The organism is Streptomyces fildesensis (genome assembly GCF_016107395.1).
In the GTDB taxonomy this organism is placed as follows: domain Bacteria; phylum Actinomycetota; class Actinomycetes; order Streptomycetales; family Streptomycetaceae; genus Actinacidiphila; species Actinacidiphila fildesensis.
Window position 1 is genome coordinate 11,417 of the sequence record NZ_JAAIKO010000024.1, and the last position, 26,049, is coordinate 37,465.

18 protein-coding genes are annotated in these 26,049 nt (G+C 72.4%); 10 read left to right on the plus strand and 8 right to left on the minus strand.

Annotation, left to right across the window (positions count from 1 at the left end; all coding sequences use genetic code 11):
- Positions 1-57 precede the first annotated feature (57 nt).
- Positions 58-3,804 carry a glycosyltransferase family 2 protein gene (locus C6N31_RS26425; protein WP_138357870.1) on the minus strand — a complete coding sequence of 1,249 codons (3,747 nt, stop codon included), beginning with the start codon at positions 3,802-3,804 and terminating at the stop codon, positions 58-60.
- Positions 3,805-4,037: 233 nt separating this feature from the next.
- Positions 4,038-4,301: a WhiB family transcriptional regulator gene (locus tag C6N31_RS26430; RefSeq protein ID WP_093737255.1), complete on the minus strand. Its 264-nt coding sequence runs from the start codon at positions 4,299-4,301 to the stop codon at positions 4,038-4,040.
- Between the two features lie 669 nt (positions 4,302-4,970).
- Here C6N31_RS26430 and C6N31_RS26435 point away from each other — a divergent pair.
- Genes C6N31_RS26435 through C6N31_RS26445 form a run of 3 tightly spaced genes read left to right on the plus strand, consistent with a single transcriptional unit; the run spans position 4,971 to position 7,773 of the window.
- Entirely contained in the window at positions 4,971-5,492 is a 522-nt protein-coding gene (locus C6N31_RS26435; RefSeq protein WP_138357868.1) for a cysteine dioxygenase, read from the plus strand.
- Between the two features lie 26 nt (positions 5,493-5,518).
- The gene (cofD, locus tag C6N31_RS26440; protein WP_138357867.1) at positions 5,519-6,475 is read left to right on the plus strand and encodes a 2-phospho-L-lactate transferase; all 957 of its coding nucleotides are present in this window, start codon (positions 5,519-5,521) and stop codon (positions 6,473-6,475) included.
- Positions 6,472-7,773 carry a coenzyme F420-0:L-glutamate ligase gene (locus tag C6N31_RS26445; RefSeq protein ID WP_138357866.1) on the plus strand — a complete coding sequence of 434 codons (1,302 nt, stop codon included), beginning with the start codon at positions 6,472-6,474 and terminating at the stop codon, positions 7,771-7,773. The genes cofD and C6N31_RS26445 overlap by 4 nt, the downstream gene beginning before the upstream one ends.
- Positions 7,774-7,962: 189 nt before the next feature.
- On the opposite strand, the gene C6N31_RS26450 is transcribed toward C6N31_RS26445, so the two are convergent.
- The 3 genes from C6N31_RS26450 to C6N31_RS26460 form a co-directional block, all read right to left on the minus strand.
- Positions 7,963-8,874 carry a DNA-3-methyladenine glycosylase family protein gene (locus C6N31_RS26450; RefSeq protein WP_138357896.1) on the minus strand — a complete coding sequence of 304 codons (912 nt, stop codon included), beginning with the start codon at positions 8,872-8,874 and terminating at the stop codon, positions 7,963-7,965.
- Positions 8,875-8,928: 54 nt separating this feature from the next.
- Positions 8,929-10,011 carry a mannose-1-phosphate guanylyltransferase gene (gene manB, locus C6N31_RS26455; protein ID WP_138357865.1) on the minus strand — a complete coding sequence of 361 codons (1,083 nt, stop codon included), beginning with the start codon at positions 10,009-10,011 and terminating at the stop codon, positions 8,929-8,931.
- A gap of 189 nt (positions 10,012-10,200) precedes the next feature.
- Positions 10,201-11,610 (minus strand): N-acetylmuramoyl-L-alanine amidase, encoded by a 1,410-nt coding sequence (locus tag C6N31_RS26460; RefSeq protein ID WP_198358423.1) that lies wholly within the window; start codon positions 11,608-11,610, stop codon positions 10,201-10,203.
- Between the two features lie 128 nt (positions 11,611-11,738).
- Between C6N31_RS26460 and C6N31_RS26465 the strand changes: the two genes are divergently transcribed.
- The 5 genes from C6N31_RS26465 (at position 11,739) to C6N31_RS26485 (ending at position 19,474) form a co-directional block, all read left to right on the plus strand.
- Positions 11,739-12,494, plus strand: coding sequence for a TIGR03089 family protein (locus tag C6N31_RS26465; RefSeq protein WP_138357863.1), 756 nt, complete (start codon positions 11,739-11,741; stop codon positions 12,492-12,494).
- Positions 12,495-12,660: 166 nt separating this feature from the next.
- A complete protein-coding gene (locus C6N31_RS26470; protein WP_138357862.1) occupies positions 12,661-13,983 on the plus strand; it encodes an LCP family protein in 1,323 nt (440 codons plus the stop codon).
- A 219-nt stretch (positions 13,984-14,202) separates the two neighbouring features.
- Complete coding sequence (locus C6N31_RS26475; protein ID WP_244809199.1) at positions 14,203-15,876, plus strand: LCP family protein; 1,674 nt, start codon at positions 14,203-14,205, stop codon at positions 15,874-15,876.
- 92 nt (positions 15,877-15,968) lie between these two features.
- A complete protein-coding gene (locus tag C6N31_RS26480; protein WP_232485696.1) occupies positions 15,969-17,723 on the plus strand; it encodes an LCP family protein in 1,755 nt (584 codons plus the stop codon).
- Positions 17,724-17,728: 5 nt separating this feature from the next.
- Complete coding sequence (locus C6N31_RS26485; RefSeq protein ID WP_269287665.1) at positions 17,729-19,474, plus strand: LCP family protein; 1,746 nt, start codon at positions 17,729-17,731, stop codon at positions 19,472-19,474.
- Positions 19,475-19,533: 59 nt separating this feature from the next.
- Here C6N31_RS26485 and C6N31_RS26490 read toward each other — a convergent pair whose 3' ends face one another.
- On the minus strand, positions 19,534-20,565 hold the full coding sequence (locus tag C6N31_RS26490; protein WP_198358424.1) for a glycosyltransferase family 2 protein: 1,032 nt from the start codon (positions 20,563-20,565) through the stop codon (positions 19,534-19,536).
- Positions 20,566-20,675: 110 nt separating this feature from the next.
- On the opposite strand from C6N31_RS26490, the gene C6N31_RS26495 reads away from it, so the two are divergent.
- Positions 20,676-22,214 (plus strand): LCP family protein, encoded by a 1,539-nt coding sequence (locus C6N31_RS26495; protein WP_187144896.1) that lies wholly within the window; start codon positions 20,676-20,678, stop codon positions 22,212-22,214.
- A gap of 73 nt (positions 22,215-22,287) precedes the next feature.
- On the opposite strand, the gene C6N31_RS26500 is transcribed toward C6N31_RS26495, so the two are convergent.
- Together C6N31_RS26500 and C6N31_RS26505 are read right to left on the minus strand one after the other, a co-directional pair.
- A complete protein-coding gene (locus C6N31_RS26500; RefSeq protein WP_138356135.1) occupies positions 22,288-22,842 on the minus strand; it encodes an acyl-CoA thioesterase in 555 nt (184 codons plus the stop codon).
- A 58-nt stretch (positions 22,843-22,900) separates the two neighbouring features.
- A complete protein-coding gene (locus tag C6N31_RS26505) occupies positions 22,901-24,133 on the minus strand; it encodes a cytochrome P450 family protein (protein ID WP_138356134.1) in 1,233 nt (410 codons plus the stop codon).
- Positions 24,134-24,402: 269 nt separating this feature from the next.
- On the opposite strand from C6N31_RS26505, the gene C6N31_RS26510 reads away from it, so the two are divergent.
- Positions 24,403-26,007: an NsdA family TPR-like regulatory protein gene (locus C6N31_RS26510; protein WP_198358425.1), complete on the plus strand. Its 1,605-nt coding sequence runs from the start codon at positions 24,403-24,405 to the stop codon at positions 26,005-26,007.
- Positions 26,008-26,049: the final 42 nt, after the last annotated feature.

Sequence of the window (26,049 nt, forward strand, 5' to 3'; positions counted from 1 at the left end):
GTACCTGGTGTGGGGGACCCGGCGGACGGGTGCTTCGGTGCCGCCGGGTCACGGTGCTCAGGGCTGCCGGCTGCCCCCGTCGCGGTGCTGGTCGCCGTCGGTGTAGTACCCGTTGCCGTCGTCGTCCTGCCGGTACGGGTCGTAGGCCGGCGGCGGCTGCTGGCCGTAGGTGTACGGATCGGCGTAGCCGCCGTTGTTCTGGTCGTAGCCGCCGTTCTGGTTCTGCTGCTGGCCGTAGCCGTTGTTCTGCTGGTCGTAGCCGCTGTTCTGGTCGTAGCCGCCGGGGTCCGCGGGGGCGGCGTACTGGTAGCCGTCCCACTGCCGGCCGTACGGATCCTGTTGCGGGACGGCGGCGTACGGGTCGCCGCCCGGGTCGACCGGTTCGGGCGCCGCGTACGGGTCGTACTGGTCCGGGATCGCCGCGGCCGGGGATTCGGCCGGGGCCGTCCCGTCCGGGTCGCTCCCGTCGTCGGGGCCCGCCACGGCGGCGGCCTCGGCGTCCGCGGCGGCCTGGAGGCGGCGGGCGCGCCGGCCCTCGCCGGACGCCTGCGCCGGGATCCCGGAGGCGGACATGTCCGCGGCGACCGCTTCCTGCTCCGGCAGGTCGTCGTCGATCTGCCGGCGGCGGCCGGGCAGCGCCAGGACGACCACCACGAGCAGGAGGAAGCCCTGCGCCCACAGCCAGCCGGTGTGGGTGACCGGGTCCTGGTACGTGACGTCGAGCCGGCCGCCGTCCGTGGGCAGTTCGAAGCCCTGCGCCCACTCGTCGACCTTGGTGGCCTTGAGCGGCCGGCCGTCGAGGGTCGCCTGCCAGCCGGCGGAGGCCGCGTCGGCGAGGCGCAGGACGCGTCCCGCGCCGCCGGCCGGGATCTTGGCGTGCGCCTCGACCCGCCAGGCCGGGACGGGCACCGGCGGTGCGTCCTTGCTGACGATGGCCATCCGGGACACGGCGGTGTCGACGCGCCACAGGGCGCTGCCGTCGGCCTGGCTGACGCGCGTCAGGCCCGGGGTGCTGTCGAGCACTCGGCCCATCTCGCGCGGGGCGCCGGGCTGTACGAGGACGTAGCGGACGGCGTAGCCGGTGAGGCGGGTCGCCTGGTCGGCGCCGGAGCCTGCCACGAGGTTGGCGACAGTGTCGTCCAGGCGGCTGTCGTGGCCCGCCTCGGCGGCGAGCTCCGCGTCGCCCAGCCGCGCGCCGGCGCCACGGACCAGGACGTACGAGACGCCCGTCGGCTTGCCGTCGAGCACCAGGGTGCGGGCCTGGTCGCTGCTGCTGCTCTCCTCCGCGACGAACGCGGGGACCTGCACCGGGTCATGGCGCTTGAGCGGTCCGTTGGCGCCGTCCGAGACCCAGGTGAAGGCGGCCAGCAGCGGAGCCGCGGCGGCGGCCAGGGCGATCAGCGCTGCGACGGGCTGCCGCCAGCCGAAGCCCTTGGCGGCGATGCGGTCCTTGGCGCCCTCGGCGCCGATCGCGGCGGCCGACAGCAGCGCGAGGCCGTAGACGAGGGTGGCGGGGCCGGCCCACGCCTCGCCGTTCTCCAGGATGGCGAAGAGCAGTCCGGTCAGCGCGACCGCCCAGGCGGTGAGGACCGCCAGCCGGCGTTCGGAGCGCATCAGGGCGGCGAGCGCGGCCAGGACGAGGCCGATGAGCAGCAGTCCGCCGGAGCCGTTCGGCCCGCCGGGGCTGATCATCAGCAGGTCGACGGCGGAGGCGGCCTTGATGCCGTAGGGCAGGCCGGCCTCATGCAGGAAGCGTCCGGGGTGCGTGAGCAGCGACAGCGACCAGGGCGCGAGGAGGACGACCGGGGTGACGATCAGCGCCGCGAAGCGCAGCAGGTGCGGAACGAGCAGCCGCTGTTGGCCGCTCACCACGCGCAGCGCGAGCACTCCCGCGCACAGCACCAGGGCGACCGGCCAGACGAGCGGGGTGAACGCGGTCGTGAAGGTGAGCATCAGGGCGAGTGCCCAGGTGGCGCGCCAGCTGGGCCGGGCGCCGCGCTCGATGGCGCCGTGGGTCAGCTGCAGTCCGGCGGTGGCGATCGCGGTGCGGGCCATCAGCGGCAGCAGGATCGCGAGGACCGCGGTGCCGATCCGGCCGCCGGCCAGCGCTCCGGTGGCGGCGGGCAGGAACGCGTAGGCGACGCTGGCCCAGGCGCGCAGCAGGCGGGACTCGACCAGCGGCCGGGACGCGAAGTACGCGGTGACGCCGGCCAGCGGGACGGAGGCGACCAGCAGCACCGTCAGGGTGAGCCCGGTGCTGCCGAACAGGATGGTCGAGAAGAGCGCCAGGACCGCGAGGTAGGGCGGGGCGGGCTGGGTGCCGCCGGTGCCCAGGGCGTGCCAGGCACCGCTGTACGAGGCCCAGAGGTCGGAGGCGCCGGGGGCGGCGGGCAGCAGTGCGCCGCCGAGCAGCGAGCCGGAGCCGAGCAGCGAGCGGCAGGCGGCCAGCGAGACGAGCAGCAGTACGGCGAAGAGCATCGGTCCCGGTTTGCGGGCGATGCGCTTGAGCCGGGCGAACTGCTCGACCTCGATGTACTCGCCGTCCTCGTCGCCGGGCCCGGACTCGATGCCGCCGCCGTGCCGGCCGGCGGCCGCGGCCGCGGCCTCGGTGCGTCCGGAGAAGTTGCTGACGACCTGGTCGACGGTGGCCCGCACGGTCGCGCCCGGCGGTGGGAAGAGCGGCCGCAGTTCGGACGGCGGGACGGCGCCCTGGCCGCGGCGGCGGCGCGCGCCGAGCACCCGGCCGGGGCGCACCAGTACGCGCAGCAGCCCGACGATCTCGTCGACGGCCTGTACCGGCACCTTGCCGACGAGGTAGGCGAGCGTGCGCAGCAGGGTGCCGAGGACGATCCGCAGCATCACGTAGGGCAGCAGCGGACCGCGGGTGTTGGCCAGCAGCGTGTAGACGGCGCCGGCCTTGTCGACACGGTGCGGGTTGACGGCGGAGCGGCCGGCGCAGTCCACCGGGCGGCGTTCGCGGGAGGCTGCCTCGGCATGCCGCATCACGGCGTCCGGGGCGACCAGGACGGTGTGGCCGGCGGCCTGGGCGCGCCAGCAGAAGTCGACGTCGTCACGCATGAGCGGCACATGGCGGTCGAAGCCGCCGAGCTCGTCCCACACGTCCCGGCGGACCAGCATGCCGGCGCTGGACACGGACAGGACCTGACGGATCTGGTCGTGCTGTCCCTGGTCCTGCTCGCGGCGTTCCAGCCCGGTCCAGCGGCGGCCGCTGCGGGCGATGCTGACCCCGACCTCCAGCAGCTGCCGGGCGTCGTACCAGCTGAGCAGCTTGGGGCCGATGACCGCCGCGGAGGGCGAGGAGTCGGCGGTGCGCAGCAGGGCGGCCAGCGCGCCGGGTTCCGGCTCGCAGTCGTCGTGCAGCAGCCAGAGCCATTCGACCGGCTCGCCGTGCGGGTGGTCGGGCTCGTCGTACGCGTCGTCGTTCCAGCTGCGGCTGACGGGGTCCCATCCGCTGGCGCGCTGGAGATAGGGCAGCTGCTCGGCGGTGAGCCGGCCGGCGGCGCGGGCCGCCTCGTCCACGGCCGCGCCGAAGCTGGTGCGGCGGGCGAGGTGGAGCACCCGCTGGGCACCGAGGGAGCCGGCGAGGAGCTGGGCGGATTCGTCGGCGCTGCCGGTGTCGGCCGCGATGACGTCCTGGACCGGACGGTCCTGGGCAAGGAGGCCCGAGAGCGCGTTGGGCAGCCACCGGGCACCGTCGTGCGCGACGAGCACGGCGGTGACGACATGGCGCGGCAACTCTGGGGCGGCCGGGAAAAAGGCCGACGCTTGGCTGTTCACGGACATCCGGTTCGGGCCCCGGTTCGCTGGACTGCGGTGGACGCTGTGACCACTGGGGTCGACGGCGCGCCTCGGACGGGCCCCCACACTAACGGCTCACGCCCCCGGCCCTTCCCGGCGCCTGTGGATAACTGCCGGTACACCGCTGCGGGACACCGCAACCGGACACAACAACGGCCCGCCTCCCGGCGGATGAGACCGGGAGGCGGGCCGTGCGAACCCTGTGCGGTGGGCGGGTCTCAGACCACGCCCTTCTTGAGACGTCGTCGTTCGCGTTCCGACAGTCCGCCCCAGATTCCGAAGCGTTCGTCGTTGGCGAGTGCGTAGTCGAGGCAGTCGGAGCGGACTTCGCAGGCGAGACAGACCTTTTTCGCCTCGCGAGTGGATCCGCCCTTTTCGGGGAAGAACGATTCGGGATCGGTCTGCGCACACAGCGCGCGCTCCTGCCACCCGAGTTCCTCGTCAGCCTCCTCGGCCAGCAGAAGCTGGAACTGCTCGGTCATGCGCGCCCCTCGTCTGTCTTTGCTTCCCCGTGATGTTGCCGTTACCAGTAGCGGCTGAACGACACGAGTGAAATTACAAGTGTGCCGATACGGGCCAGTCAAGCCGAGATCTGCTATTGGGTCCGTTATTCACTCCGCTGAACCAAGGGTTGGCAGAAAGTGTGGAAATCATCCCAAACGCCAGCATCTGTCAACCCTGCTCCAGTTGATCCACCGTGATCCACTGGCCGCACCTCGTCAGACGTCGCAGCGCCTGGCCACGTTCCGCCTCGCGGAATGAAGCGTTGTGGATCACAATCCGGCCACGGGGTCGCGGCGGCGCCGAGAAGGACGACGCTCCCATGTGCGGTTGCTGCGCCACCTATCCGCACATCTCTCCGCACAAACCTTTCACCACCCCGCTCGACCGGTTCAGGTGAAAGATTTCCGACATAACGGACAAGAGGTTGACAAGCCGTCCCAGAGACCGGTCTCCTATACCCATGCCAGCAGTGACCCATGCGCCCTTCCGGACTCGCCGTCGCGAGTCCCACCGCGCTGTGCCGGTCCGCTGTCGCCGTTCCTGTTGTTGCCGCTGAGTCCTGATTCCTGGACCACTGAGCGCTCGCTTCTGATCGCTCGGTGTCGCGTCCGCCGCCCTCCGCAGCTTCCGGCAAGGAACCTCCGCACATGTACAGCGATGTCTCGATCGCCGGCGACCCGCTCGCCCTCCCCCACCTGCTTCCCCCGGTGCCCCAGCACCCCAGCACCGTCGCCGAGTTCGCCGGCCTGGCCCGTTCCATCGCGGCCGACCGCGCCCGGTGGGCGCCGCTGGTCCGCTACGACGCCACCACGCGCTGGTACGCCCGGCTGCAGACCGGCCCCGGCTACGAGGTGTGGCTGCTCAGCTGGGTACCCGGGCAGAGCAGCGGGCTGCACGACCACGGCCGCTCCTCCGGTGTGCTCACCGTCCTGCAGGGCGAGCTGACCGAGCGCGCGCTGTCCGCCGGCTCGGGCGAGGTCCGGCGCACCCTGGTGCCGGGCGGCCAGCGCACCTTCGCGCCCGGCTACCTCCACGAGGTCGTCAACGACTCCCTGGAACCGGCCGTCAGCCTGCACGTCTACTTCCCCGGCCTCACCGAGATGACCCCCTACGCCGCCTGCACCGCGCCCTCCGCGCAGGAGCCGGCGCAGGAGTCCGTGCGGGGCTGACGGACCGGGCTGACAGACTGTCCCCCATGCGAATCGTGGTATTGGCCGGCGGCATCGGGGGGGCCCGTTTCCTGCGCGGCCTCAAAGCAGCGGCACCGGATGCGGAGATCACCGTCATCGGCAACACCGGTGACGACATCCACCTGTTCGGACTCAAGGTCTGTCCCGACCTCGACACCGTGATGTACACCCTCGGCGGCGGCATCCACGAGGAACAGGGCTGGGGCCGGTCCGACGAGACCTTCACCGTCAAGGCCGAACTCGCGGCGTACGGCGTGGGACCGGAGTGGTTCGGGCTCGGCGACCGCGACTTCGCGACCCACATCGTGCGGACCCAGATGATCGGAGCGGGATACCCGCTCAGCGCCGTCACCGAGGCGCTGTGCGAGCGCTGGCAGCCGGGCGTCCGGCTCATCCCGATGTCGGACGACCGCGTCGAGACCCATGTCCTCGTGGATGTCGACGGCGAGCGCAAGGCCGTGCACTTCCAGGAGTACTGGGTGCGGCTGCACGCCTCCGTCGAGGCGCACGCCGTGGTGCCGGTCGGCGCGGAACAGGCGAAGCCGGCCCCCGGTGTCCTGGAGGCCATCGCGGAAGCGGACGTGATCGTCTTCCCACCGTCCAACCCCGTCGTCAGCGTCGGCACCATCCTGGCCGTGCCGGGCATCCGCGAGGCCATCGCCGAGGCGGGCGTCCCGGTCGTCGGGCTGTCGCCCATCGTCGGTGACGCCCCGGTGCGCGGTATGGCGGACAAGGTCCTGGAGGCCGTCGGGGTCGAGACGACCGCCGCCGCGGTCGCCGCCCACTACGGGTCCGGGCTGCTCGACGGCTGGCTCGTCGACACCGTGGACGCGGCGGCGGTCGAGGGGATCGAGTCGGCGGGCATCCGCTGCCGGGCCGTGCCGCTGATGATGACCGACCTCGAGGCCACCACCGCCATGGCGCGCGAAGCGCTGGCGCTGGCGGAGGAGGTCCGCACGTGACGGCTCAGTCCTTCCAGGTGCTGGCCGTCTCCGGGATTCCCGAGGTGCAGCCCGGCGACGACCTCGCCAAGCTGATAGCCGCCGCGGATCCGGCGCTCGCCGACGGCGACGTACTGCTGGTGACGTCGAAGATCGTCAGCAAGGCCGAGGGCCGGATCATCCGCGCCGACGACCGCGAGGCCGCGATCGACGCCGAGATGGTGCGGCTGGTCGCGCGGCGCGGGCCCACCCGGATCGTCGAGACCCGGCACGGCTTCGTCATGGCCGCGGCCGGCGTCGACGCCTCCAACACCGCGCCCGGGACCGTACTGCTGCTCCCCGAGGACCCGGACGCGTCCGCCCGCGGGATCCGGGAGGGGCTGCGCGCGGCGCTCGGCGTCGAGGTCGCGGTCGTGGTCACCGACACCTTCGGACGGCCGTGGCGCGAGGGGCTCACCGACGTCGCCATCGGCGCCGCCGGGCTGCGCGTCCTGGAGGACCTGCGCGGCGGCACCGACTCGCACGGCAACGCGCTGAGCATGACGGTGACCGCCACCGGGGACGAACTCGCCGCCGCCGGGGACCTCGTCAAGGGCAAGGCGGCCGGACTGCCGGTCGCTGTCGTCCGCGGCCTCGGCCACCTGGTGACGGCGGACGACGGCCCGGGCGCCCGCGCCCTCGTACGGGACGCCGGCGCGGACATGTTCCGGCTCGGCACGTCGGAGGCCATCCGCGAGGCCGTCGCGGCCCGCCGCACGGTCCGGGACTTCACCGCGGAGCCGGTGGACGGCTCCGCGGTCCGCCGCGCCGTCGCCCTGGCCGTCACCGCACCCGCCCCGCACCACACGACGCCCTGGCGGTTCGTCCTCCTGGAGTCCGAGGAGTCCAGGACACGACTGCTCGACGCCATGCGGGACGCCTGGGAGGCGGACCTCCGGGCCGACGGCTTCCCCGAGGAGAACATCACCCGCCGGCTGCGACGCGGTGACGTACTGCGGCGCGCGCCCTATCTGATCGTGCCGTGCCTCGTCGCCGACGGCGCCCACGCGTACCCGGACGCGCGGCGGGCGGGCGCGGAACGCGAGATGTTCGTCGTCGCGGTCGGCGCCGCCGTCCAGAACCTGCTGGTCGCCCTGGCGGGCGAGCAGCTCGGCTCCGCGTGGGTCTCCTCGACGATGTTCTGCCGCGATGTCGTCCGGGACGTCCTCGGACTGCCGGCCGACTGGGACCCGATGGGCGCGGTAGCCGTCGGCCACGCGTCGGCTGCGCCGAAGGCGCGGCCGGAGCGGACCGCGGAGGCGTTCATCTCGGTCCGCTGACCACACGGTGGCCGGACCCCAGCAAGAAGCCCACCCGCACGGGGTGGGTGGAGCGAAGGGGGCCGGGTCCGCAGGGGTGGGGTTTCGAAATGCTGCCGAGCTATTTGTGGGCCGCCAGGCCCTAAATAGTCGATTTCGAAGCCCCACCCCGGAGGACCCGGCCCCCGACCCACCGACGGCGCGGCCCGCTCAGATCCGGCTGATGTCCTTCGGGGCATAGCGCGGCGCACGCCGCGGTGGCACCCGGCCGCTGAGCAGGATCAGCCGCGCCGCCCTGTGCCGCTGGCCCTCGTACGGGGCCAGCAGGGCACACATCGCGGCGTCGTCGGTGCGGTGCGCTCCCGTCAGGGCGAAGCCGATGATGTTCGGCAGGTGCAGGTCGCCGACCGTCAGTGCGTCCGGGTCCCCGTTGCTGCGCTGCAGCGTCTCGGCGGCGGTCCAGGGGCCGATGCCCGGGATCACCGTCAGCCGGGCGGTGGCCGCCGCCAGGTCCATCGCGGCGGCCTCCTCCATCCGGGCGGCCACCCGGACCGCGCGCAGGATCGTCGAGGACCGCTTGTTGTCGACCCCGGCGCGGTGCCATTCCCAGGACGGGATGAGGGACCACTGGCGCGGGGCGGGCATGACGTACATGCCGCCGTCGGGGCCGCCGGTGGCCGGGCCGGGGGCCGGTTCGCCGTGCCGGCGCAGGAGCAGCCGCCAGGCGCGGTACGCCTCGTCGGACGTGACCTTCTGTTCCAGGATCGCGGGGATCAGCGATTCGAGGACGAGGCCGGTCCGGGTCAGCCGCAGGCCCGGGTTCCGCCGGTGCGCCTCGTGCACGACGCGGTGGCGCGGGGTGAACGGCGTCGGGTCGTCGCCTGCGCCGAGCAGCGCGGGCAGCGCCTCCAGGAGCCAGTCCGCGCCATCGCCCCAGGCCTGCGCCTTTACGGTGCCGTCGGCCGCGGTGATCCGCAGGGTGCCGGGGCCCTGCGGGGTGCGGGCCGCCCGCCAGACGGCGCCGTCGGGCGTCATCCGGAACGCCGGATCGCCCGGGCCGCGGCCCAGCGGGTCCAGCGTCAGGCGGAGGTCGGGCCGGCCCTCGGGGGTCCAGCTGCGGATACTCGTACGCACCCGACCGAGCGTAGCCGCCCCCTCGGACAGGCCCGTCCGCCGCTACTGGTCGGACGAGAAGCGGAGCGAGGCCGCCGGGATCCGGGCGGAGCACCAGACGCGGACGCCGTGCAGCAGTTCGTTGTCCGCGCCGACGGTGGCGCCGTCGCCGATGACCGCGCCGTCCAGCACGGTGCGGGCACCGATGGTGGCGCCGGTGCCGATGAGGGAGTCGCGGATGACCGCGCCGTCCTCGACGACCGCGCCGTCCAGGACGAGGCTGCCGTCGATGCGGGCGTCGCAACCGATCCGGGCTCCGGCGCCGATGGAGGTGCCGCCGGTGAGCTTGGTGCCCTCACCGACGACCGCGCCCTCCAGGACGAGCCGCTCGCCCCGGCGGCCGGGGACGGCCGGCGACGGTGCGCGGCCGAGGACGAGGTCGGCGGAGCCGCGGACGAACGCCTGCGGGGTGCCGAGGTCGAGCCAGTACGTGGAGTCGACCATGCCCTGCAGATGCGCGCCGGCCGCCAGCAGGCCGGGGAACGTCTCCCGTTCGACCGAGACCGGCCGGCCGGCCGGGATGCTGTCGATCACCGAGCGGTTGAACACGTACGCGCCCGCGTTGATCTGGTCCGTGACGATCTCCTCGGGGGTCTGCGGCTTCTCGAGGAAGGCCGTGACGCGCCCGGAGGGGTCGGTGGGGACGAGGCCGAAAGCGCGCGGGTCCGCGACCTTGGTCAGGTGCAGCGAGACGTCGGCGCCGGTGGTGCGGTGGTTCTCGACGAGGGCGCGGATGTCGAGCCCGGTGAGGATGTCGCCGTTGAAGATGAGGACCGGCTCGCCGGGGGCGGACCGGAGCCGGGACGCGACGTTGCGGATGGCACCGCCGGTGCCGAGCGGTTCGTCCTCGGTGACGTACTCCAGGTGCAGGCCGAGCGCGGAGCCGTCGCCGAAGTGCGGTTCGAAGACCTCGGCGAGGTAGGACGTGGCGAGCACGATGTGCTCGACGCCGGCCGCGCGGGCGCGGGCGAGCTGGTGGGTCAGGAACGGCACACCGGCCGCCGGGACCATGGGCTTGGGCGTGTGCACCGTCAGCGGGCGCAGTCTCGTGCCCTTGCCGCCGACCAAGAGGATCGCTTCAGTCACCTGGGTTCGTCTCTGCTTCCTGGTGGGCGGGCCGGTGGGCGGCAATCTTAGGCAGATGAAGGGATGAGCTGACCACTCGCACCGCCGGGCACGCGGAACCCCGCGCTCCACGACCCCGGGGCGCACGAGTTCCGCGGCCCCGGGACACAGTGGTCGCCGGGGCCGCGGAAGGGAGGGGCGGACGGGGGGTCAGCGGCCCTGCAGATCGGCTGCCGTCTTACGGGCGCTGCCGAGTTGGCCGTAGAGCTTGGTGCCCGGGCACTCGGTGGCGAAGCCGTCGCGGTGCCCGGAGATGACGTTGAGCTTGACGCTGGTGCCCTTCGCGTACAGGTTGGCGCCACCGGACGTGAGGTGCGTGGTGCCGGTCGGGTTGCCTCCGTGCAGACCGAGCTTCCAGGCGGCGAGCTGGGACACCGCCTTCACGGCCGCGGCGGGGGCCGAGCTGGAGGTGAACGTGCCGAGCACCGCGACGCCCGCGCTGTCGGTGTTGAAGCCCATGGTGTGAGCGCCCATGACCGGCTTGGCGACGCCGCCCGCGCGGCCCTCGTAGATGTTTCCGCACTTGTCGACGAGGAAGTTGTAGCCGATGTCCCGCCAGCCGCTGCTCTCCACGTGGTAGCGGTAGATGCTGCGGATGAGGGCGGGCGCCCCCGAGCAGGTGTAGTCGTTGCCGGTGGCGGTGTGGTGGACGAAGACCACCTTCACCGTGTTGGTGTAGACGAAGCCCGCTTCACGCAGCTTCTCGTCGGCGCCCCAGCCGGCCCGGGTGACGATCCGGGGACGTGCGCCGACGTAGGGCGCGCCGGCCGCCGTGGCCGCGGTCTCCTCCTTGGTGAGCGCGGGGAGCTCGGTGACCGGAGCGGCGCCGGGGGCCGACTCCACACCGCGGTCGTCCAGGACCGGGGTGGTGGCGGGAGTGGTGGCCGGAGTGGTGGCCGGAGTGGTGGCCGGTGCGCTCGGATCGGTGACGGGGGCGCTCGGCGCGGTGGCCGGGGTGGCCGGGACCGCCGGAGTGGCAGGGGTGACCGGGCCGTCGTCGCCCGGGTCGACCATCTCCAGGCGCAGTCCGCCGGGCAGTGGCACCACCTTGGCGGCGGAACCGGCGCCGCGGTCACCACCGGCGGCCGGCCGCACGCGGACCTGGACACCGTCCGAGGCGCCGACCCACAGCGGGGCGGTGGCGCCGCGGCCGGTCCGGCCGTCCTGATCGGGGGCGTCGTCGTTGTGCGCCTGGACGTCCCGCCAGCCCGACCAGGTGCCGGTGCCGGCCGCCCGGGTGCGGACCTGGACGGCGGCGTCGAGATCGGCCGCCGGGTTGTCCCACGTGACGCCGAGCAGGGAGAACGGGGCGACCTGACGGGCGGACAGACCCTGCTCGGCGGGGGCGCCGGGCGCACGGTCGGTTCCATGGGTGACGGTGGGGGCGGAGAGCGGCACCAGCGGAAGGTTGCGGGTGCTGCCCGGGAGTTGGGAGGCCGTCGGGTGGGCCGGCCGCGCGGAACGCCCACTGTGTGCGGCGGCGCCCGTGGGAACGGCGAACGGAAGCGCCAGCGCGGCCGTGCACGCGACGCCGATGGTGGTGGCTAGGAATGCACGCATAGGACAGATCGTTACATAAGCCTCATATATGTCCAGTCGAGATCTGACGGACAGTCCGCCGGAACGACCCTCCGCCCTCGCCCGTCCGGGCGAGGGCCGCCGGCCCGGCGGCGGGTAGCCTGAGCCGGGTGACCGCTACCGCCAACACCCCCGCCGGCCTGCTGGATTACGCCCTCCGGACGGAGCCCGCCCGCCCGCTGGTGACCTTCTACGACGACGCCACCGGCGAACGCGTCGAACTCTCCGTGGCCACGTTCGGCAATTGGGTGGCGAAGACCGCCAACCTGATCCAGGACGACCTCGGCGCGCAGCCCGGTGACCGGCTCGCGCTGCTGCTGCCCGCGCACTGGCAGACCGCGGTCTGGCTGCTCGCCTGTTTCTCCACCGGAGTGGTCGTCGTCCCCGGCGGCGATCCGGCCGCCGCCGACCTGGTGGTCAGCGGACCTGAGACGCTCGATGCCGCCCTGGCCTGCGACGGCGAGCGGGTCGCGCTCGCGCTGCGCCCGCTCGGCGGCCGCTTCCTGCAGCCGCCGGCCGGCTTCGCCGACTACGCGGTCGAGGTGCCCAGCCAGGGCGACCGCTTCGCGCCCTACGCCCCGGTCGGCCCGGACGCACCCGCGCTCCAGCTCCCGGACGGCTCGGTACTGACAGCCGCCGAGGTGGTCGGACGGGCCCGCGAGAGCGCCGCCGGGCTGGGCCTCGGCCAGGGCTCCCGGCTGCTCTCCGGCCGGTCCTTCGACGACTGGGACGGGCTGGCCGCCGGCCTGCTGGCACCGCTGGCCGCGGACGGCTCGGTCGTCCTGTGCCGGCACCTCGACCGGCTGCCCGCCGACCAGCTGGCACAACGGGAGAAGAGCGAGCGCGTCACCCACACGGCCCAATAGCGACCCCCTCCCCCGGGCCCGCCGCGCCGTCCTGGGGGATGCTGGGTTGATCACCGACCAAGGGAAGAGCGAAGTCACGCAACCATGAACGGGAATCGGCTGTCTGAACGGGTGCCGGTCGGGCCTTTCCGCCCGAGGGGTCCGGCACCGAGTGACTCACCGAGGGATGGGCGCAGACGTGACCACGCAAGGAGGCACGCCCGCCCCGCCGCCGGAACCGGAGGACGTGTCGCCTGCCGGGGACGGCGCCGAGGGCGCTGACACCCCGCCCGCCGCACCCGCGGCGCGCAAGGGGCGTCGCTGGCTGCGTGTGCTCGGCCTCTCCACCGTCCTCCTGCTGCTCGCGGGCACCGGGACCGCCTGGTACCTGTACCAGCAGCTCGACGGCAACATCAAGACCGACTTCAGGACCGCCAACGAGCTGGAGCGCATCCAGGCGGAACGGCCCACCCCCGGTCCGACCTCGGCCGAGAACATCCTGCTCATCGGGTCGGACAACCGCGGCAACGGCAACACCGAGTACGGCAAGGACAGCGGCACCCAGCGCTCGGACACCACGATCCTGCTGCACCTGTCCGCCGACCGCAGCAGCGCCACCGCGGTCAGCATCCCGCGCGATCTGATGGCCCATGTGCCCAGTTGCACACAGGCGAACGGAACCATGACCCAGGAGAAGTACGTCCAGTTCAACTGGGCGTTCCAATTCGGTGGGGCGGCCTGCACGATCCGTACCGTCGAGCGGATGACGGGTATCCGCATCGACCACCACCTGATCGTGGACTTCAGCGGCTTCAAGAAGATGGTCGACGCGGTGGACGGAGTGGAGGTGTGCGTGCCGAAGGCGATCCGCGACCCGGAGGCGCATTTGAACCTCCCGGCCGGGAAGCAGACGCTCTACGGCGAGCAGGCGCTGGGCTATGTGCGCGCCAGGTACAGCATCGGCGACGGCAGCGACACCCAGCGGATGAACCGCCAGCAGGACTTCCTGGCCTCGCTGGTGAACAAGATCCGCAGCGACGGTGTGCTGCTCAACCCGACCAAGCTGTACCCGCTGCTCTCGGCGGCGACGTCGTCGCTGACCGCGGACCCGGGCCTGGATTCGCTGGGCGAGCTGTACGACCTCGTCCGCAGCCTGGAGAACACCCCGACCAGTGCGGTGCGCTTCCTGACGGCGCCGCGCCAGCCGTACATCAACAACAACGACCGGGACGAACTCATCCAGCCCGAGGCGGATCAGCTCTTCGCCACGCTCCGCGCGGACAAGCCGGTCGGGGTCTCGGGGACGACGGACGGGACGCCGAAGCCGACGGCGCCGGCGACCACCGCACCCGCGACCGCCGGACCCACGGCGGTCGCCGAACCCACGGCCACCGGCAGCGGGGAGGACGGCAAGTCGCGGGGTACGAAACCGACTCCGGTGCCGAGTGGGGGCGAACCGACGTTTCCGGGCACGACGGCCGACCAAGACATCTGTGGTAAAGCGCAATAAAAGGTATGACCAACAGGCCGGTTGGATTGGATGGTTTGTCCAGTTGTAGGGGAGTGGAATTTGTCACGCACGTGACTAGACGCTGAAGTGTGGGGCTAGTGTGAGCGATCCGGCCGGACCCGGAGGATGGTCAACCGGCCCGCATTCACACGGAAGACCAGAAGATCGAGCGCCCAGGGGGCAGGCGCCGCGTGGCACCGACGGAGGACCCGAGCAACCGTGGACACGCAAGGCCACAGGAACATCGACCCGGCAGACCAGTGGGTCCTTGATCCGGAGACGGGCAGCTACGTGCTGCGGATAGACCCCGAACAGCCTCCGTCACCGAGCGTGTCCGCACAGGGCGGCAGGCGTGAGCGCCGCGAGCAGCAGGGCACCCGCAGCACCCCGTCGAACCCCTCGGACGCACCGAACCGGGCGAGCCGTCGCAAGGGCAAGCCCCGGAAGTCCCGCAAGAAGAAGGCCCTTGTCTGGACCGCGGCCACGGTCGGCTTCGTGCTGGTCGCCGGCTCCATCGGCGGCTATCTGGTCTACCAGCACTTCAACAACAACATCACCACCGTCGACGTCGGCGACGCGGGCAACAAGAACGTCACCGCCGACGGTCCGGTGAACATCCTCGTGATCGGCACCGACAGCCGTGAGGGGCTCGGCAAGGAGTACGGCGACGCGGGCAGCGTCGGCCATGCCGACACCACGATCCTGTTCCATGTCTCCAAGGACCGCACCAACGCGACCGCGTTGAGCATTCCGCGCGACCTGATCACGGACATTCCGGACTGCCCGACGAAGCAGAAGGACGGCTCGACGAAGGTCGTCGCCGGGGAGCAGAAGGTCCGGTTCAACACCAGTCTCGGCCAGGAGGGCCGCGACCCGGGGTGCACCATGCGCGCCGTGAAGGCGCTGACCGGGGTGAGCGTCGACCACTTCATGATGGCCAACTTCACCGCGGTCAAAGACCTGTCGACCGCGGTCGGCGGTGTCGACATCTGCCTGGCCAAGCCGATCAAGGACCCCAAGTCCCACCTCGACCTCGGCAAGGGCCACCACAAGGTGTCGGGCGACGACGCGCTCGCGTTCGTCCGGACCCGGCACGCGGTCGGCTTCGGCGGCGACCTGGACCGCATCAAGCTCCAGCAGCAGTTCCTGGGCTCGATGATCCGTCAGATGAAGTCCGGTGACACCCTCACCAGCCCCAGCAAGCTGTGGAAGCTGGCGAACGCGGCCACCAAGGCACTCACCGTCGACAGTGCCATCGGCAGCATCTCGAAACTGTCCGACCTCGCGAAGGACCTCAGCGCGGTCGACACCAAGAACATCACCTTCGCCACCGTCCCGGTCATCGACAACCCGGCGGACGGCAAGGTCCACAAGACGGTCATCCTCGACCCGACCAAGGCCCAGCAGGTCTTCTCGATGGTGAAGAGCGACATCTCGCTGACCGCGGTGGCCAAGAAGCCGGGCACCCCGGACGCCTCCAAGGCCCCGGACAAACTGTCCGGCTCCAAGGCCCCCGCGTCACAGGTTCGCGTCAAGGTGTTCAACGGCAGTGGCGTGACCGGGGCCGCACAGGACACCATCAACTGGCTGCAGAACAACAAGGCCGTCAACCGCTCCACCAACGGCGGCAACGCCCCGGCCGGAACGGCTGCGACGACCACGCTCGTCTACGCGCCGAACCAGGCCGACCAGGCGCGCGCCCTGGCCGCGATGATGGGGCTGCCGGCGTCCGCGCTGCAGCCGGGGACGGTCGACGCGGCGGCCAAGGCCAACATGACGCTCACCCTTGGCAAGGACTTCAAGGGCGCGGGAACACCGATAGCCGCGCCGACTTCGGCGCCGGAGGGAATTCAGAAGGTCGTGGCGGACGACAAGAGCGTCTGCGCGAAATGACGTATCCAGGGGGGGCCATGCGGGACAGCGGTGTACGGGGCGGTGGGGCGCGAGACGCCCAGGGACCGGGAGATCCCGGTTGGGACGAGAGCTTGTACCAGGACCAGGACCAGGACCAGGACCGGGACCAGGGCGGGGGCCAGGGCTGGGACGGATCCGGTGACGGCACCGCCTCGCGTACGGGCTCCCATCCGAGCCCCGGCGCGGGCACCGTCACGGGCGCCGTCACCGACCCGTCGCTGGTCGGCGCCGGCACGGCCTCGGTACCCGGGCAGCGGAACGGCGGTACCGGCGGGGGCGGCGGCCACCGCCGCGCCGGGGGCCGGCGGCAGCCGCGCAGCCGGAAGAGCCGGATATTCCGCTGGGTGGCGGGCACGCTCTCGCTGCTCATCCTCGCCGGCGCCGGCGCGGGATACGCGTACTACGAATACCTCGCCGGGAAGATCCGCACCGGTGACCTGAACAACGGCAAGAGCGATGTGGCGCCGTCCAAGGCGAACGCCGACGGCGACACACCGCTGAACGTCCTGGTGCTCGGCTCCGACGCCCGCGACTCCGAGGCCAACAAGGATCTGGGCGGCGCGCGCGACACGGCGGGCGAACCGCCCCGCGCCGACGTCATCATGCTGCTCCACATATCCGCCGACCGCAGCAACATGTCGGTGGTCAGCATTCCCCGCGACACCCGGATGCCCATCCCCGAGTGCACGGACACCGCCACCGGCAAGGTGTTCAAGGCGACCGAGAACGACATCATCAACGAGTCGCTGGGCCGCGGTGGCGCGGGCTGCACGCGCGCGGCGATCCAGAACCTGACCGGCGTCTACATCGACCACTGGATGACCGTCGACTTCGCCGGTGTGGTGAAGATGGCCGACGCCGTCGGCGATGTCGAGGTCTGCGTCAAGCAGAACATCTGGGACCATCCGACCCCGGCCCAGAAGGGCGGCTCCGGTCTGAAGATGAAGGCCGGCACCTGGCCGGTCAAGGGCCAGCAGGCGCTGCAGTGGCTGCGCACCCGGCACGCCTTCGGTGACGACGCGGGCCGCGCCAAGGCGCAGCACATGTACCTCAACTCGATGATGCGCAATCTGCAGAGCCAGAGCCTGTTCACCAACCCGGCGCGCCTCAACAACCTGGCGACGAAGGCGATGGAGGCGTTCCGGGTCTCGAAGGAGATCGGCACGCCGAAGAAGCTCTACGACCTCGGTATGGAGCTCAAGAGCGTGCCGGCGAACCGGATGACGATGCTGACGATGCCGCACCTCGCCGACCCGCTGAACCCCGACGCCCACTACATCCCGGCCAAGGCGGACGCGGCGAAGATCTGGACGCTGCTGCGCAACGACGTCGCCATGGACGCCAACGGCACCGCCGCGAACACCCCGAAGCCGGCTCCGACCAAGTCGGGCCCCGCCGCCGCGGCCCCGGCCACCATCGCGGTCAGCGTCGTGAACGGCACCGCGGGCGACAAGAACGGCTCGGCCGTCGAGAACCGCGCGTCCAACGTCTCCAAGGCGCTGGTCACGGGCGGCTTCACGAAGGCGAAGGCCAGTCAGTCCGCGAAGCCCAGCAAGGGTACGGTCGTCAACTACCCGACGAGCGCCGGTGAGCAGGGCAGGGCAGACGCCCTGGCCGTCGCCACCGCCCTGAAGATCCCGGCCGCCGCGGTGAAGGCCTCGGCCGATGTGACGGCCGTCACCGTGATCATCGGTGCGGACTGGACCTCGGGCACCGACTACGGCAAGACGGCTCCGGGCGCCGGCTCCGTCCCGACCAACGCGGACGCGCTGAACGGCACCGACAAGGGCTGCATGGACGTCTACAAGCCCTACCAGTGGAAGTAGAGGACGTGGAGCACCGGCGAACCAGAGGCACGGCGACGCGGAACGGCGTTCCCGCGCAGAACAGCCCCTCCGAACTGGGCTCGGACGACAGTCTGTACGGGTCCGACGCCGGCGGGGCCGGCGCGGATCCGTACGCGGACGCACCGTCGCGGACTCCTGGCTCGCCGTCCGCAGAAACGTCTCGGCAGGCAGCGGGCAGCGGCCACCGCCGGGGTGGCTCCCGGTCCCGCAAGGCGCCGCGGAGCCGCCGGCGCCGGGCCCTGCGCTGGATCGGGATCGGCACCGCCGTGGCGGTCCTCGGCACGGCCGGCGCGGGCTGGGCGTACTACGAGCACCTCAACGCGAACATCAAGAAGGACGAGCTCAACCTCAGCGACGCGAAGCTCTCCAAGCCGCAGGCCAACGCCGAGGGCCAGACGCCGCTCAACATCCTGCTGATGGGCTCCGACAGCCGGAACTCCGACGAGAACGTCAAGCTCGGCGGCGCCGCGGACACCCGGGGCGAGAAGCCCCGTGCCGACGTCCAGATGCTGCTGCACCTGTCGGCCGACCGCAGCAACATGACGGTCATCAGCATCCCGCGCGACACCCGGGTGGCCATCCCCAAGTGCACCGACCCGCACGACGGCACGGTCTACAAGAAGTCCGAGGACATCATCAACGCCAGCCTCACGCACGGCGGTCCGGGCTGCACGGTCGCCACGTGGGAGGAGATGACCGGCATCTCCATCGACCACTTCATGATGGTCGACTTCGCCGGAGTGGTGAAGATGGCCGACGCCATCGGCGGGGTCCCGGTCTGCGTCGACAAGAACATCTACGACAAGCAGTCCGGGCTGAAGCTCAAGGCCGGCACCACGACCATCAAGGACGAGCAGGCCCTGCAGTGGCTGCGCACCCGGCACGGCTTCGAGGACGGCACCGACCTCGGCCGTACGCACGCGCAGCACATGTACATGAACTCGATGATCCGCGAGCTCAAGAAGGGCGCGAAGCTCACCGACCCCGGTCAGCTCACCGGCCTCGCCGAGGCGGCGACCAAGTCGGTCACCGTCGACACCGGCCTCGGCACCGTCAAGAAGCTGTACGACCTGGGCAACGAGCTGAAGAAGGTGCCCGCCGACCGGATCACCATGACCACGATGCCGTGGGACTGGGACCCGAAGAACAAGGCGCACGTCATCCCGAAGCCGGGTGACGCCGACAAGCTCTTCGCACTGGTGCGCGCGGACAACCCGGTCGACGGCAAGGCCAAGGCGCCGACGCCCGGGGCGGCCGCCACCGTGACCGCGTCGCCCGCCGACCCGGCGGCGCCCAAGGGCGAGATCGACGTCACCGTGCGGAACGGCACCGCCACCGCGTCCCAGGCGGCGGTGAGCGGTCGCGCCAAGACCATCGTGGGCCGGCTCAGCACCCTCGGCTTCACCCGGGCCGCCTCCGACACCACTCCGCAGCCGCAGACCGACACCACGCTCAGCTACCCGAGCGCCGCCCTGAAGGGCGACGCCCAGGCGGTGGCCAAGGCACTGGGGCTGCCGGACAGCGCGGTACGGAGCTCCAAGAGCGTGACCAAGGTGACGGTGGTCGTCGGCTCCGACTGGCGTACGGGCACCACGTACCCGAAGACGGCGGGCGGTTCGGGCTCCGGAGCGCCGGACAAGGCGCCGTCCACCTCGTCCGCGCTCAACGGCGCCGACACCTCGGCGTGCATGAAGGTGAACACGTACCCGGGCGCCCACTACGTCTGGTAGCCGGCACCCGGACATGGCGCCGGCCCGGACCGACAGCGGTCCGGGCCGGCGCGGTGGGTTCAGACGCCGGCCGTCGTCACACTGGGACGCCGGCTGGCGATGACCTTGTTCGCCAGGGAACGCGGGCTGGTGAGGAAGCCCCAGCCCCAGCACATGTGCATGGTCGCGAGCGCGACCGGGATCCGCACCCGGGCCCCGAACGGCAGGCCCTTGCCCGCCGGGACCGAGCCGAGCCCGATGGCGGCGAGGTACCCGGCCGGGACCACGAAACCCCACGGGGTGACGGCCGCGCCCACCACGATGCCCGCCGCGATGCCGAGCACGGCCGCCGGGGGCGCGAGGTAGCGCACGTTGACCGAGCCGCGGTGGTAGCGGGCGACGACATGACGCCAGCGGCCGTAGTTCTTGTACTGCTTCGCCAGCTCGCGCACGTTCGGCCGGGGCCGGTAGGAGACGCGCAGCTCGGGCGAGAACCAGATGAGGTGGCCGGCCTCACGGATCCGGTAGTTCAGCTCCCAGTCCTGGGCGCGGATGAACTCCTCGTTGTAGCCGCCCTGCTGCTCCAGCACCTCACGGCGGAAGACACCGAGGTAGACGGTGTCGGCCGGGGCCGCGACACCACCGGTGTGGAAGGCCGCGTTGCCGACGCCGACCTTGGACGTCATGGCGGCGGCCACCGCGTCCTCCCAGGCGTTCTCGCCCTCGGCGTGCATGATGCCGCCGACGTTGGCCGCGCCGGTCTCGGCCAGCAGCCGCACGGCGGTGGCGATGTAGTCCGGCGAGAGCATCCCGTGCCCGTCGACACGGACCACGACCGGGTGCCGGGACGCCTTGATCGCGGCGTTCAGCGCGGCCGGGGTGCGGCCGGTGGGGTTGGGCACGGTGTGGACCCGCGGGTCCTCCGCGACCAGCTCGGCGGCGATCTCGTCCGTACGGTCCCCGGAGGGACCGAGCGCGATGACGACCTCGAGCTCACCTGGGTAGTCCTGCTCCAGGGTGTGCCGGACGGAGTCGCGCAGGTGACGTTCCTCGTTGAGCACCGGCATGATCACGGAGACAGCGGGGGCGGCGGGGTCGTTGGCAGCGTTCATCGCGGGAAACGTTACCGCGAATGGGGGACCCCAGCGTGTGGGGGGCTTTGAATACTGTCCGTTTTGTCTAGCCTGACCGGGTCCCCTGTCTCCCGCGGAGGTGCGCCCCGATGACGGTTCCACCCGCTCGCCCGCCCGCCACCCCGCCCCGCAGGCCCCGTCCACCGGTCAATTCCGCCCGGCGGCCGGGACCGCGGCAGGCCCCGCGGTCGGGCAGACAGCCCGGCGGACGGTCCGGCAGACGGCCGGTGCGCTGGAGCACCCGGATCGCCGGCGGGCTGGCTCTGGCGATCATCACGACCAGCGGCGTCGGCCACGCCGTGGTCAGCGGAGTGGGGGACAGCATCGACCGGGTGGACGCGTTCGGCGGGATGCGGGACCGCCCCGGCAGCACCAAGGGCATCAACTTCCTGCTGGTCGGCACCGACGGGCGGGACGGGCTGAAACCGGCCGACAAGGAGCGCTACCACCTCGGCGGAGCGCCCTGCCACTGCACCGACACGATCATGCTGGTGCATCTGTCGGAGGACCGCTCCCGGGTGAGCGTCGTCAGCATCCCGCGCGACAGCTACGTCATGCTGCCGCCGCACGACGACGCGGTGAGCGGCGCCAAACACGTCAGCCACGCCGCGAAGATCAACGCGGCCTACGCGGACGGCGGCCCCCGGCTCACCGTCGCCACCGTCGAGAAGATGACGGGGGTGCACATCGACCACTACCTGGAGATCGACTTCATCAGCTTCATGAAGACGGTGGACGTCCTCGGCGGTGTCCAGGTCTGCACGGTCCGCCCGCTGAAGGACTCGTACACCGGCCTCGACCTGCCGGTCGGCACCTCCCAGCTGAACGGCGGCGCGGCCCTGCAGTACGTCCGCTCCCGCCACCTCGACGGCGCCTCCGACCTGGGCCGGATGCAGCGCCAGCAGCGCTTCCTCGCCCAGATCATCCACCGGATCACCAGCGGCGGACTGCTCACCGACCCGGTCAAGCTCAGCCGGATCGCCTCGACGGTGCTCGGGTCGGTCCGCGCCGACCAGGACCTCAAGCCGAAGGACCTGATCTCGCTGGCCCAGGGCCTGCGCGGGTTCACCCCGGGCTCCTCGGAGTTCACCTCGGTGCCGATCGGCAACGTGGGCTACCAGGTCAAGGGCATCGGCTCGACGGTGAAGTGGGACGACGCCAAGGCCGGCAAGCTCTGGGCGGCGATCCGCGCGGACCAGCCGCTGGCCGTCCGCCTCCCGGCCGACGCCAAGCGCCGGCAATCGTCGAAGGTCCAGGTGGACGTCGATCCGCACTCGATCCGGGTCCACGTCGACAACGGGACGGCCGTCACCGGCCTCGGCGACCGGGCGGACAAGGCGCTGCGCGCCACCGGCTTCGCCACCACGGGCTCCCCCGGCAACGCGACCGTGCACAACGTGCCGCGCACCGTCATCCGCTTCGACCCCCGCTGGGACCGTTCGGCGAGGTCCCTGGCGGCCGCGCTGCCGGGCGCGGAGCTGGTGCCGGCCGTCGGGCAGGGACCGCTGATGAAGGTGACCATCGGCGCCGGGTACAAGGGCGTCACGGCGATCCGGGCGCAGGATCCGGCACCGGCCACGGGCGGCGCGGCGGGTGCGGTGACCGGCGACCAGGTGGTGTGCGCCTGAGCCGCCGGGCCATGGGAGGCCTTTAGGGCGTGTTGCGAAAGTCCCGCCTGGCCCACGACGCCTGGCACGCGCCCTAGTCGTCGAATCCTTCGGCGGCGCGCTTCTCGCGGAGCTCCTTGATGGCCTCGCGGCGGGCGAGCCGGTGCATCCGGCGGATCTGCGCCTCCTGGTACCGCCGCTTGTCCGTCTCGGTCTCCGGGATCACCGGCGGGACCGGCCGGGTCCTGCCGTTCTCGTCGACCGCGGCGAACACGAGGTAGGCGCTGCCGACCTGGGTCGCGGGGGTGGACTCGTTCCACCGCTCGGCCATGACGCGCACACCGATCTCCATGGAGGAGCGCCCGGTCCAGTTGCACTGGGCGCGCACATGGACGAGGTCACCCACCCGGACCGGCTCCAGGAAGACCATCTCGTCCATCGACGCGGTGACCGCCGGGCCGCCCGAGTGCCGGCCGGCGACGGCGCCCGCCGCGTCGTCGACGAGTTTCATGATCACGCCACCATGGACGGTGCCGAGCAGATTGGTGTCGTGCGCCGTCATGATGTGCGACAGCGTCGTGCGGGCTGCCGCGGTCGGCTTGCCCGGAAGCCCGGCTTCCGGGGTACTGCCGGCGAGATCGGTGGTCATGCGTCCACCATAAGCCGGGCCCCGGACGCGCTCCTCCCGGGCACACCCCTCCCCCGCGCTACCCCGGGAGCCGCACCGGGAGCTCGCGCAGACTGTTGACCAGGATCGACGGGTTGTTGGCGAGCTGGTCCTCGGGCACGGCCAGTGCGAGGCCGGGGAAACGGTCGAAGAGCGCGGGCAGCGCGACCAGGGCCTCCAGCCTGCCGAGGGGGGCGCCGGGGCAGACGTGCGGGCCGTAGCCGAACGAGAGGTGCCGGGCGGCGTCGCGGGTGATGTCGAACTCCTCGGCGGTCGGCCCGTGCTGCACCTCGTCCCGGCCGATCGCGCCGTAGGAGATCATCACCGCGTCGCCCTCCTTGATGACCACTCCGCCGACCGGGATGTCCTCGGTGGCGTAGCGGAACAGGAAGTTGGTGGTCGGCGGCGACCAGCGCAGCGTCTCCTCGACGACCGCCGTCCAGGGGACGGTTCCCGAGCGCACGAGCGCCAGCTGGTCGGGGTGGGTGAGCAGCCCGCGGACGGCGCTGACCATCAGGTTGATGGTGGTCTCGTGGCCTGCGGCGATCATGACCAGGAGGGTGCCGACCAGCTCCTCGTCGGACAGCCGGTCGCCGCCCTCGGTGGCGGCGAGCAGTGCGCTGGTGAGGTCGTCGCCCGGCCGCCGCTTCTTCTCCGCCACGACGCTCGCGAAGAACGCGAACAGCTCGGCCATCGCCGCCCGCACCTCGTCGGCGGGGGTGACGCTGCTGAAGAAGGTGTCGTACAGCTCGCGCAGCCGGGTGTGCTCGGTGGCCTCGACGCCCATCAGCTCGCTGATGACGCGCATCGGCAGCTTGAACGCGAACACGGCCTTGAAGTCGACGACGGCGCCGCCCGCGCCGGCCGCCTCGAACTCGTCGAGGATCGTGCGGGTGATCTCCTCGATCCGCGGTCGCAGCCGCTCCATCCGGCGCGGGGTGAGCGCCTGGGCGGTGAGCAGCCGCTGCCGCTTGTGGTCGTCGCCGTCGGCGGTGACCATGCTCGTGCCGGGGGCGACCAGACCGATCAGCGGCCACGTCGTGGGGATCTCCCCACGGGTCCAGGCACCCCAGCGGTTGATGTCCTTCACCAGGCGCGCGTCGGTGAGCAGTCGGCGGGCTTCGGCGTGGCGCGTGACGGCCCAGCACTCGACTCCGCCCGGCACCTCGATCGCGACCACGGGCCCGGCCTGCCGTAGCCGGGCACCCTCCCCGACAAGATCACGTACGAGCGGGTCGAGGGCGATGCGACTGTGGTCGACGGGGCAGGTCATGGTTGCCTCCAAGGGGATGGCAGAAGCTGACCGTTCCGGCGGCCCCATTGTCAATAACCGTTCAGCGAACGGCATTTGGTGCCATCGACCGCTGGCACTCCAGGCCCCCCGGAAGCCGGGCCTCCAGGCCCGGATCAGGGCCTCGCGGCGCGGTCGGAACGCCCGTGTAGCTTCGCTGTAGCCTCACCGCGCCAACGAACTTTCACAGCCGGTCATTTGACGGCGCTACAGTGCGGCATCCGAAAGCCGAGGACGGGGAGGGGGACCGCATGCCGGGGAACCGCGCGGTGACCGACGGGGAGCAGCCCTTGGGCCACCCGTTGAGCTGTATACGCGCGGAGCGCGGCTGGACGTACCAGGACGTGGTCGACATCGTGGCCCGCCGGGTCGGCAACATGTCCGCGCGCCGGGAGAAGGCGTGGCGCTGGGAGCACCGCGGCGTCGTCCCCGACCTGGAGACCCAGCAGGCCCTCGCCAGCGAACTCGGCGTTCCGCACACCCTGTTGTCCTCCTCCCCGTGGCCGGCCTGGCTGCCAGTGGGCGACCGTCCTGCGGCGCGCGTCGCCTGGACGCCGCAGGACTGCGTGGCCGCGCTCGACGCGACGGCCGGCACCGCGCTGCACGACCGGCGCGGGTTCGTGGTCGCGGGCGCGGGCAGCGCCGCGGCGGCGGCCCAGCGGTGGCTCGCGCTCGCGCCCCTGTCGTGGCCCCGGCCCGCAACCGTGCCGGCAGCGGCGACCGTGGCCGCGCCCGCGCCGTTGCTCGTCCCCGTATCAGGACCCGCCCCGGTTCTGGTCCCCGCTCCGGTGCCGGCCTCCGTCCCGGTGCCGGCCTCCGTGCCGTCGCAGCGCACGGGTCCGGCCGCCGTGCCCGACGCTCCCGCCGCCCCCGTTCCGCCCGCGCTGCTCGCCGCGCTCGCCGCGCTGGAGGAGCGGGTCCCGGCGCTGCGCCGGATGGAGGCCGCGCTCGGCGGCGGGCCGGTCCGCGCGGTGGCCGACGCCGAGCTGCGCCTCGTCACCGATCTGCTGGCCAAGGGGCCCGCCGCACGGCCGGGACCGGCCGCCGCGGAGCTCCCGGCGCGGCGGCTGTTCGCGCTCGCGGGCGAGCTGGCGTGCCTCGCCGGCCGCGCCTGTTTCGACACCGGTCACGAGGCCGCGGCCGAGCGGTACTTCAGCGCCGCGCTCTCGGCCGCGCACGCGGCAGCCGACCGGCCGCTCGGAGCACGGGTCCTCGCCGCCATGAGCCTGCAGTGCCTGAGCGCCGGGCGCCCGCAGGAGGCGCTGGCCGTGGCGCGGGCCGCCCGTGCGGGCCTCGCCAGGGAAGCGGCGGGCGACGGCCGCGCCGCCGCCCCGGCCGTGACCACCGCCACAGTCACCGAAGAGCCCGCCGGCTCCGTACGTCACTCCTCGGCGCTGCTCATGGCCCGGCAGGCCCGGGCCCACGCCGTACTGGGACAGGCCGACGTGTGCCAGCGGCTGCTCGCCGCGGCGGGCGCCATCCTGACCCCGGACGCCCGGAGCAGCGCCGACCACCGTGCCGACTACTGCGCGGAGGCCGCGGCCTGCGAGCTGGCGCTGGGCCGCCCCGCCGCCGCCGACCACTGGCTCCGGCGGACCCTCGCCGCGCTGCCCGAGGGCCGGGCCCGCGACCGGGCCGGCACCCTCGTCCTGCGGGCCGTGGCCGCGCTCGACCAGGGGGCCGCGGACCGGGCGCGGGGGCTGGCCGGCGACGCCGGACGGGCGGTCGAGGGCATCGACTCCCCCCGGGTGCACCGGGCCCTGGTGGCGCTGTGGGAGCGGCTGCACGGCCGTCCCGAGCGGCACGGCGGTGGCCGGGAGACCCCTGGCCGGGACTTCGCGATGACCGCCCTGTGACAACCCGGGGGAAATGCATCGGGTCTGCCACAGAACCGCCTG

Excerpts from the sequence above, each read along its gene's own strand:
- C6N31_RS26425 (WP_138357870.1), bottom strand. The coding sequence starts at position 3,804 with ATGTCCGTGAACAGCCAAGCGTCGGCCTTTTTCCCGGCCGCCCCAGAG.
- C6N31_RS26430 (WP_093737255.1), bottom strand. The coding sequence starts at position 4,301 with ATGACCGAGCAGTTCCAGCTTCTGCTGGCCGAGGAGGCTGACGAGGAA.
- C6N31_RS26435 (WP_138357868.1), top strand. The coding sequence starts at position 4,971 with ATGTACAGCGATGTCTCGATCGCCGGCGACCCGCTCGCCCTCCCCCAC.
- cofD (WP_138357867.1), top strand. The coding sequence starts at position 5,519 with ATGCGAATCGTGGTATTGGCCGGCGGCATCGGGGGGGCCCGTTTCCTG.
- C6N31_RS26460 (WP_198358423.1), bottom strand. The coding sequence starts at position 11,610 with ATGCGTGCATTCCTAGCCACCACCATCGGCGTCGCGTGCACGGCCGCG.
- C6N31_RS26470 (WP_138357862.1), top strand. The coding sequence starts at position 12,661 with ATGGGCGCAGACGTGACCACGCAAGGAGGCACGCCCGCCCCGCCGCCG.
- C6N31_RS26490 (WP_198358424.1), bottom strand. The coding sequence starts at position 20,565 with ATGAACGCTGCCAACGACCCCGCCGCCCCCGCTGTCTCCGTGATCATG.
- C6N31_RS26495 (WP_187144896.1), top strand. The coding sequence starts at position 20,676 with ATGACGGTTCCACCCGCTCGCCCGCCCGCCACCCCGCCCCGCAGGCCC.
- C6N31_RS26500 (WP_138356135.1), bottom strand. The coding sequence starts at position 22,842 with ATGACCACCGATCTCGCCGGCAGTACCCCGGAAGCCGGGCTTCCGGGC.
- C6N31_RS26505 (WP_138356134.1), bottom strand. The coding sequence starts at position 24,133 with ATGACCTGCCCCGTCGACCACAGTCGCATCGCCCTCGACCCGCTCGTA.
- C6N31_RS26510 (WP_198358425.1), top strand. The coding sequence starts at position 24,403 with ATGCCGGGGAACCGCGCGGTGACCGACGGGGAGCAGCCCTTGGGCCAC.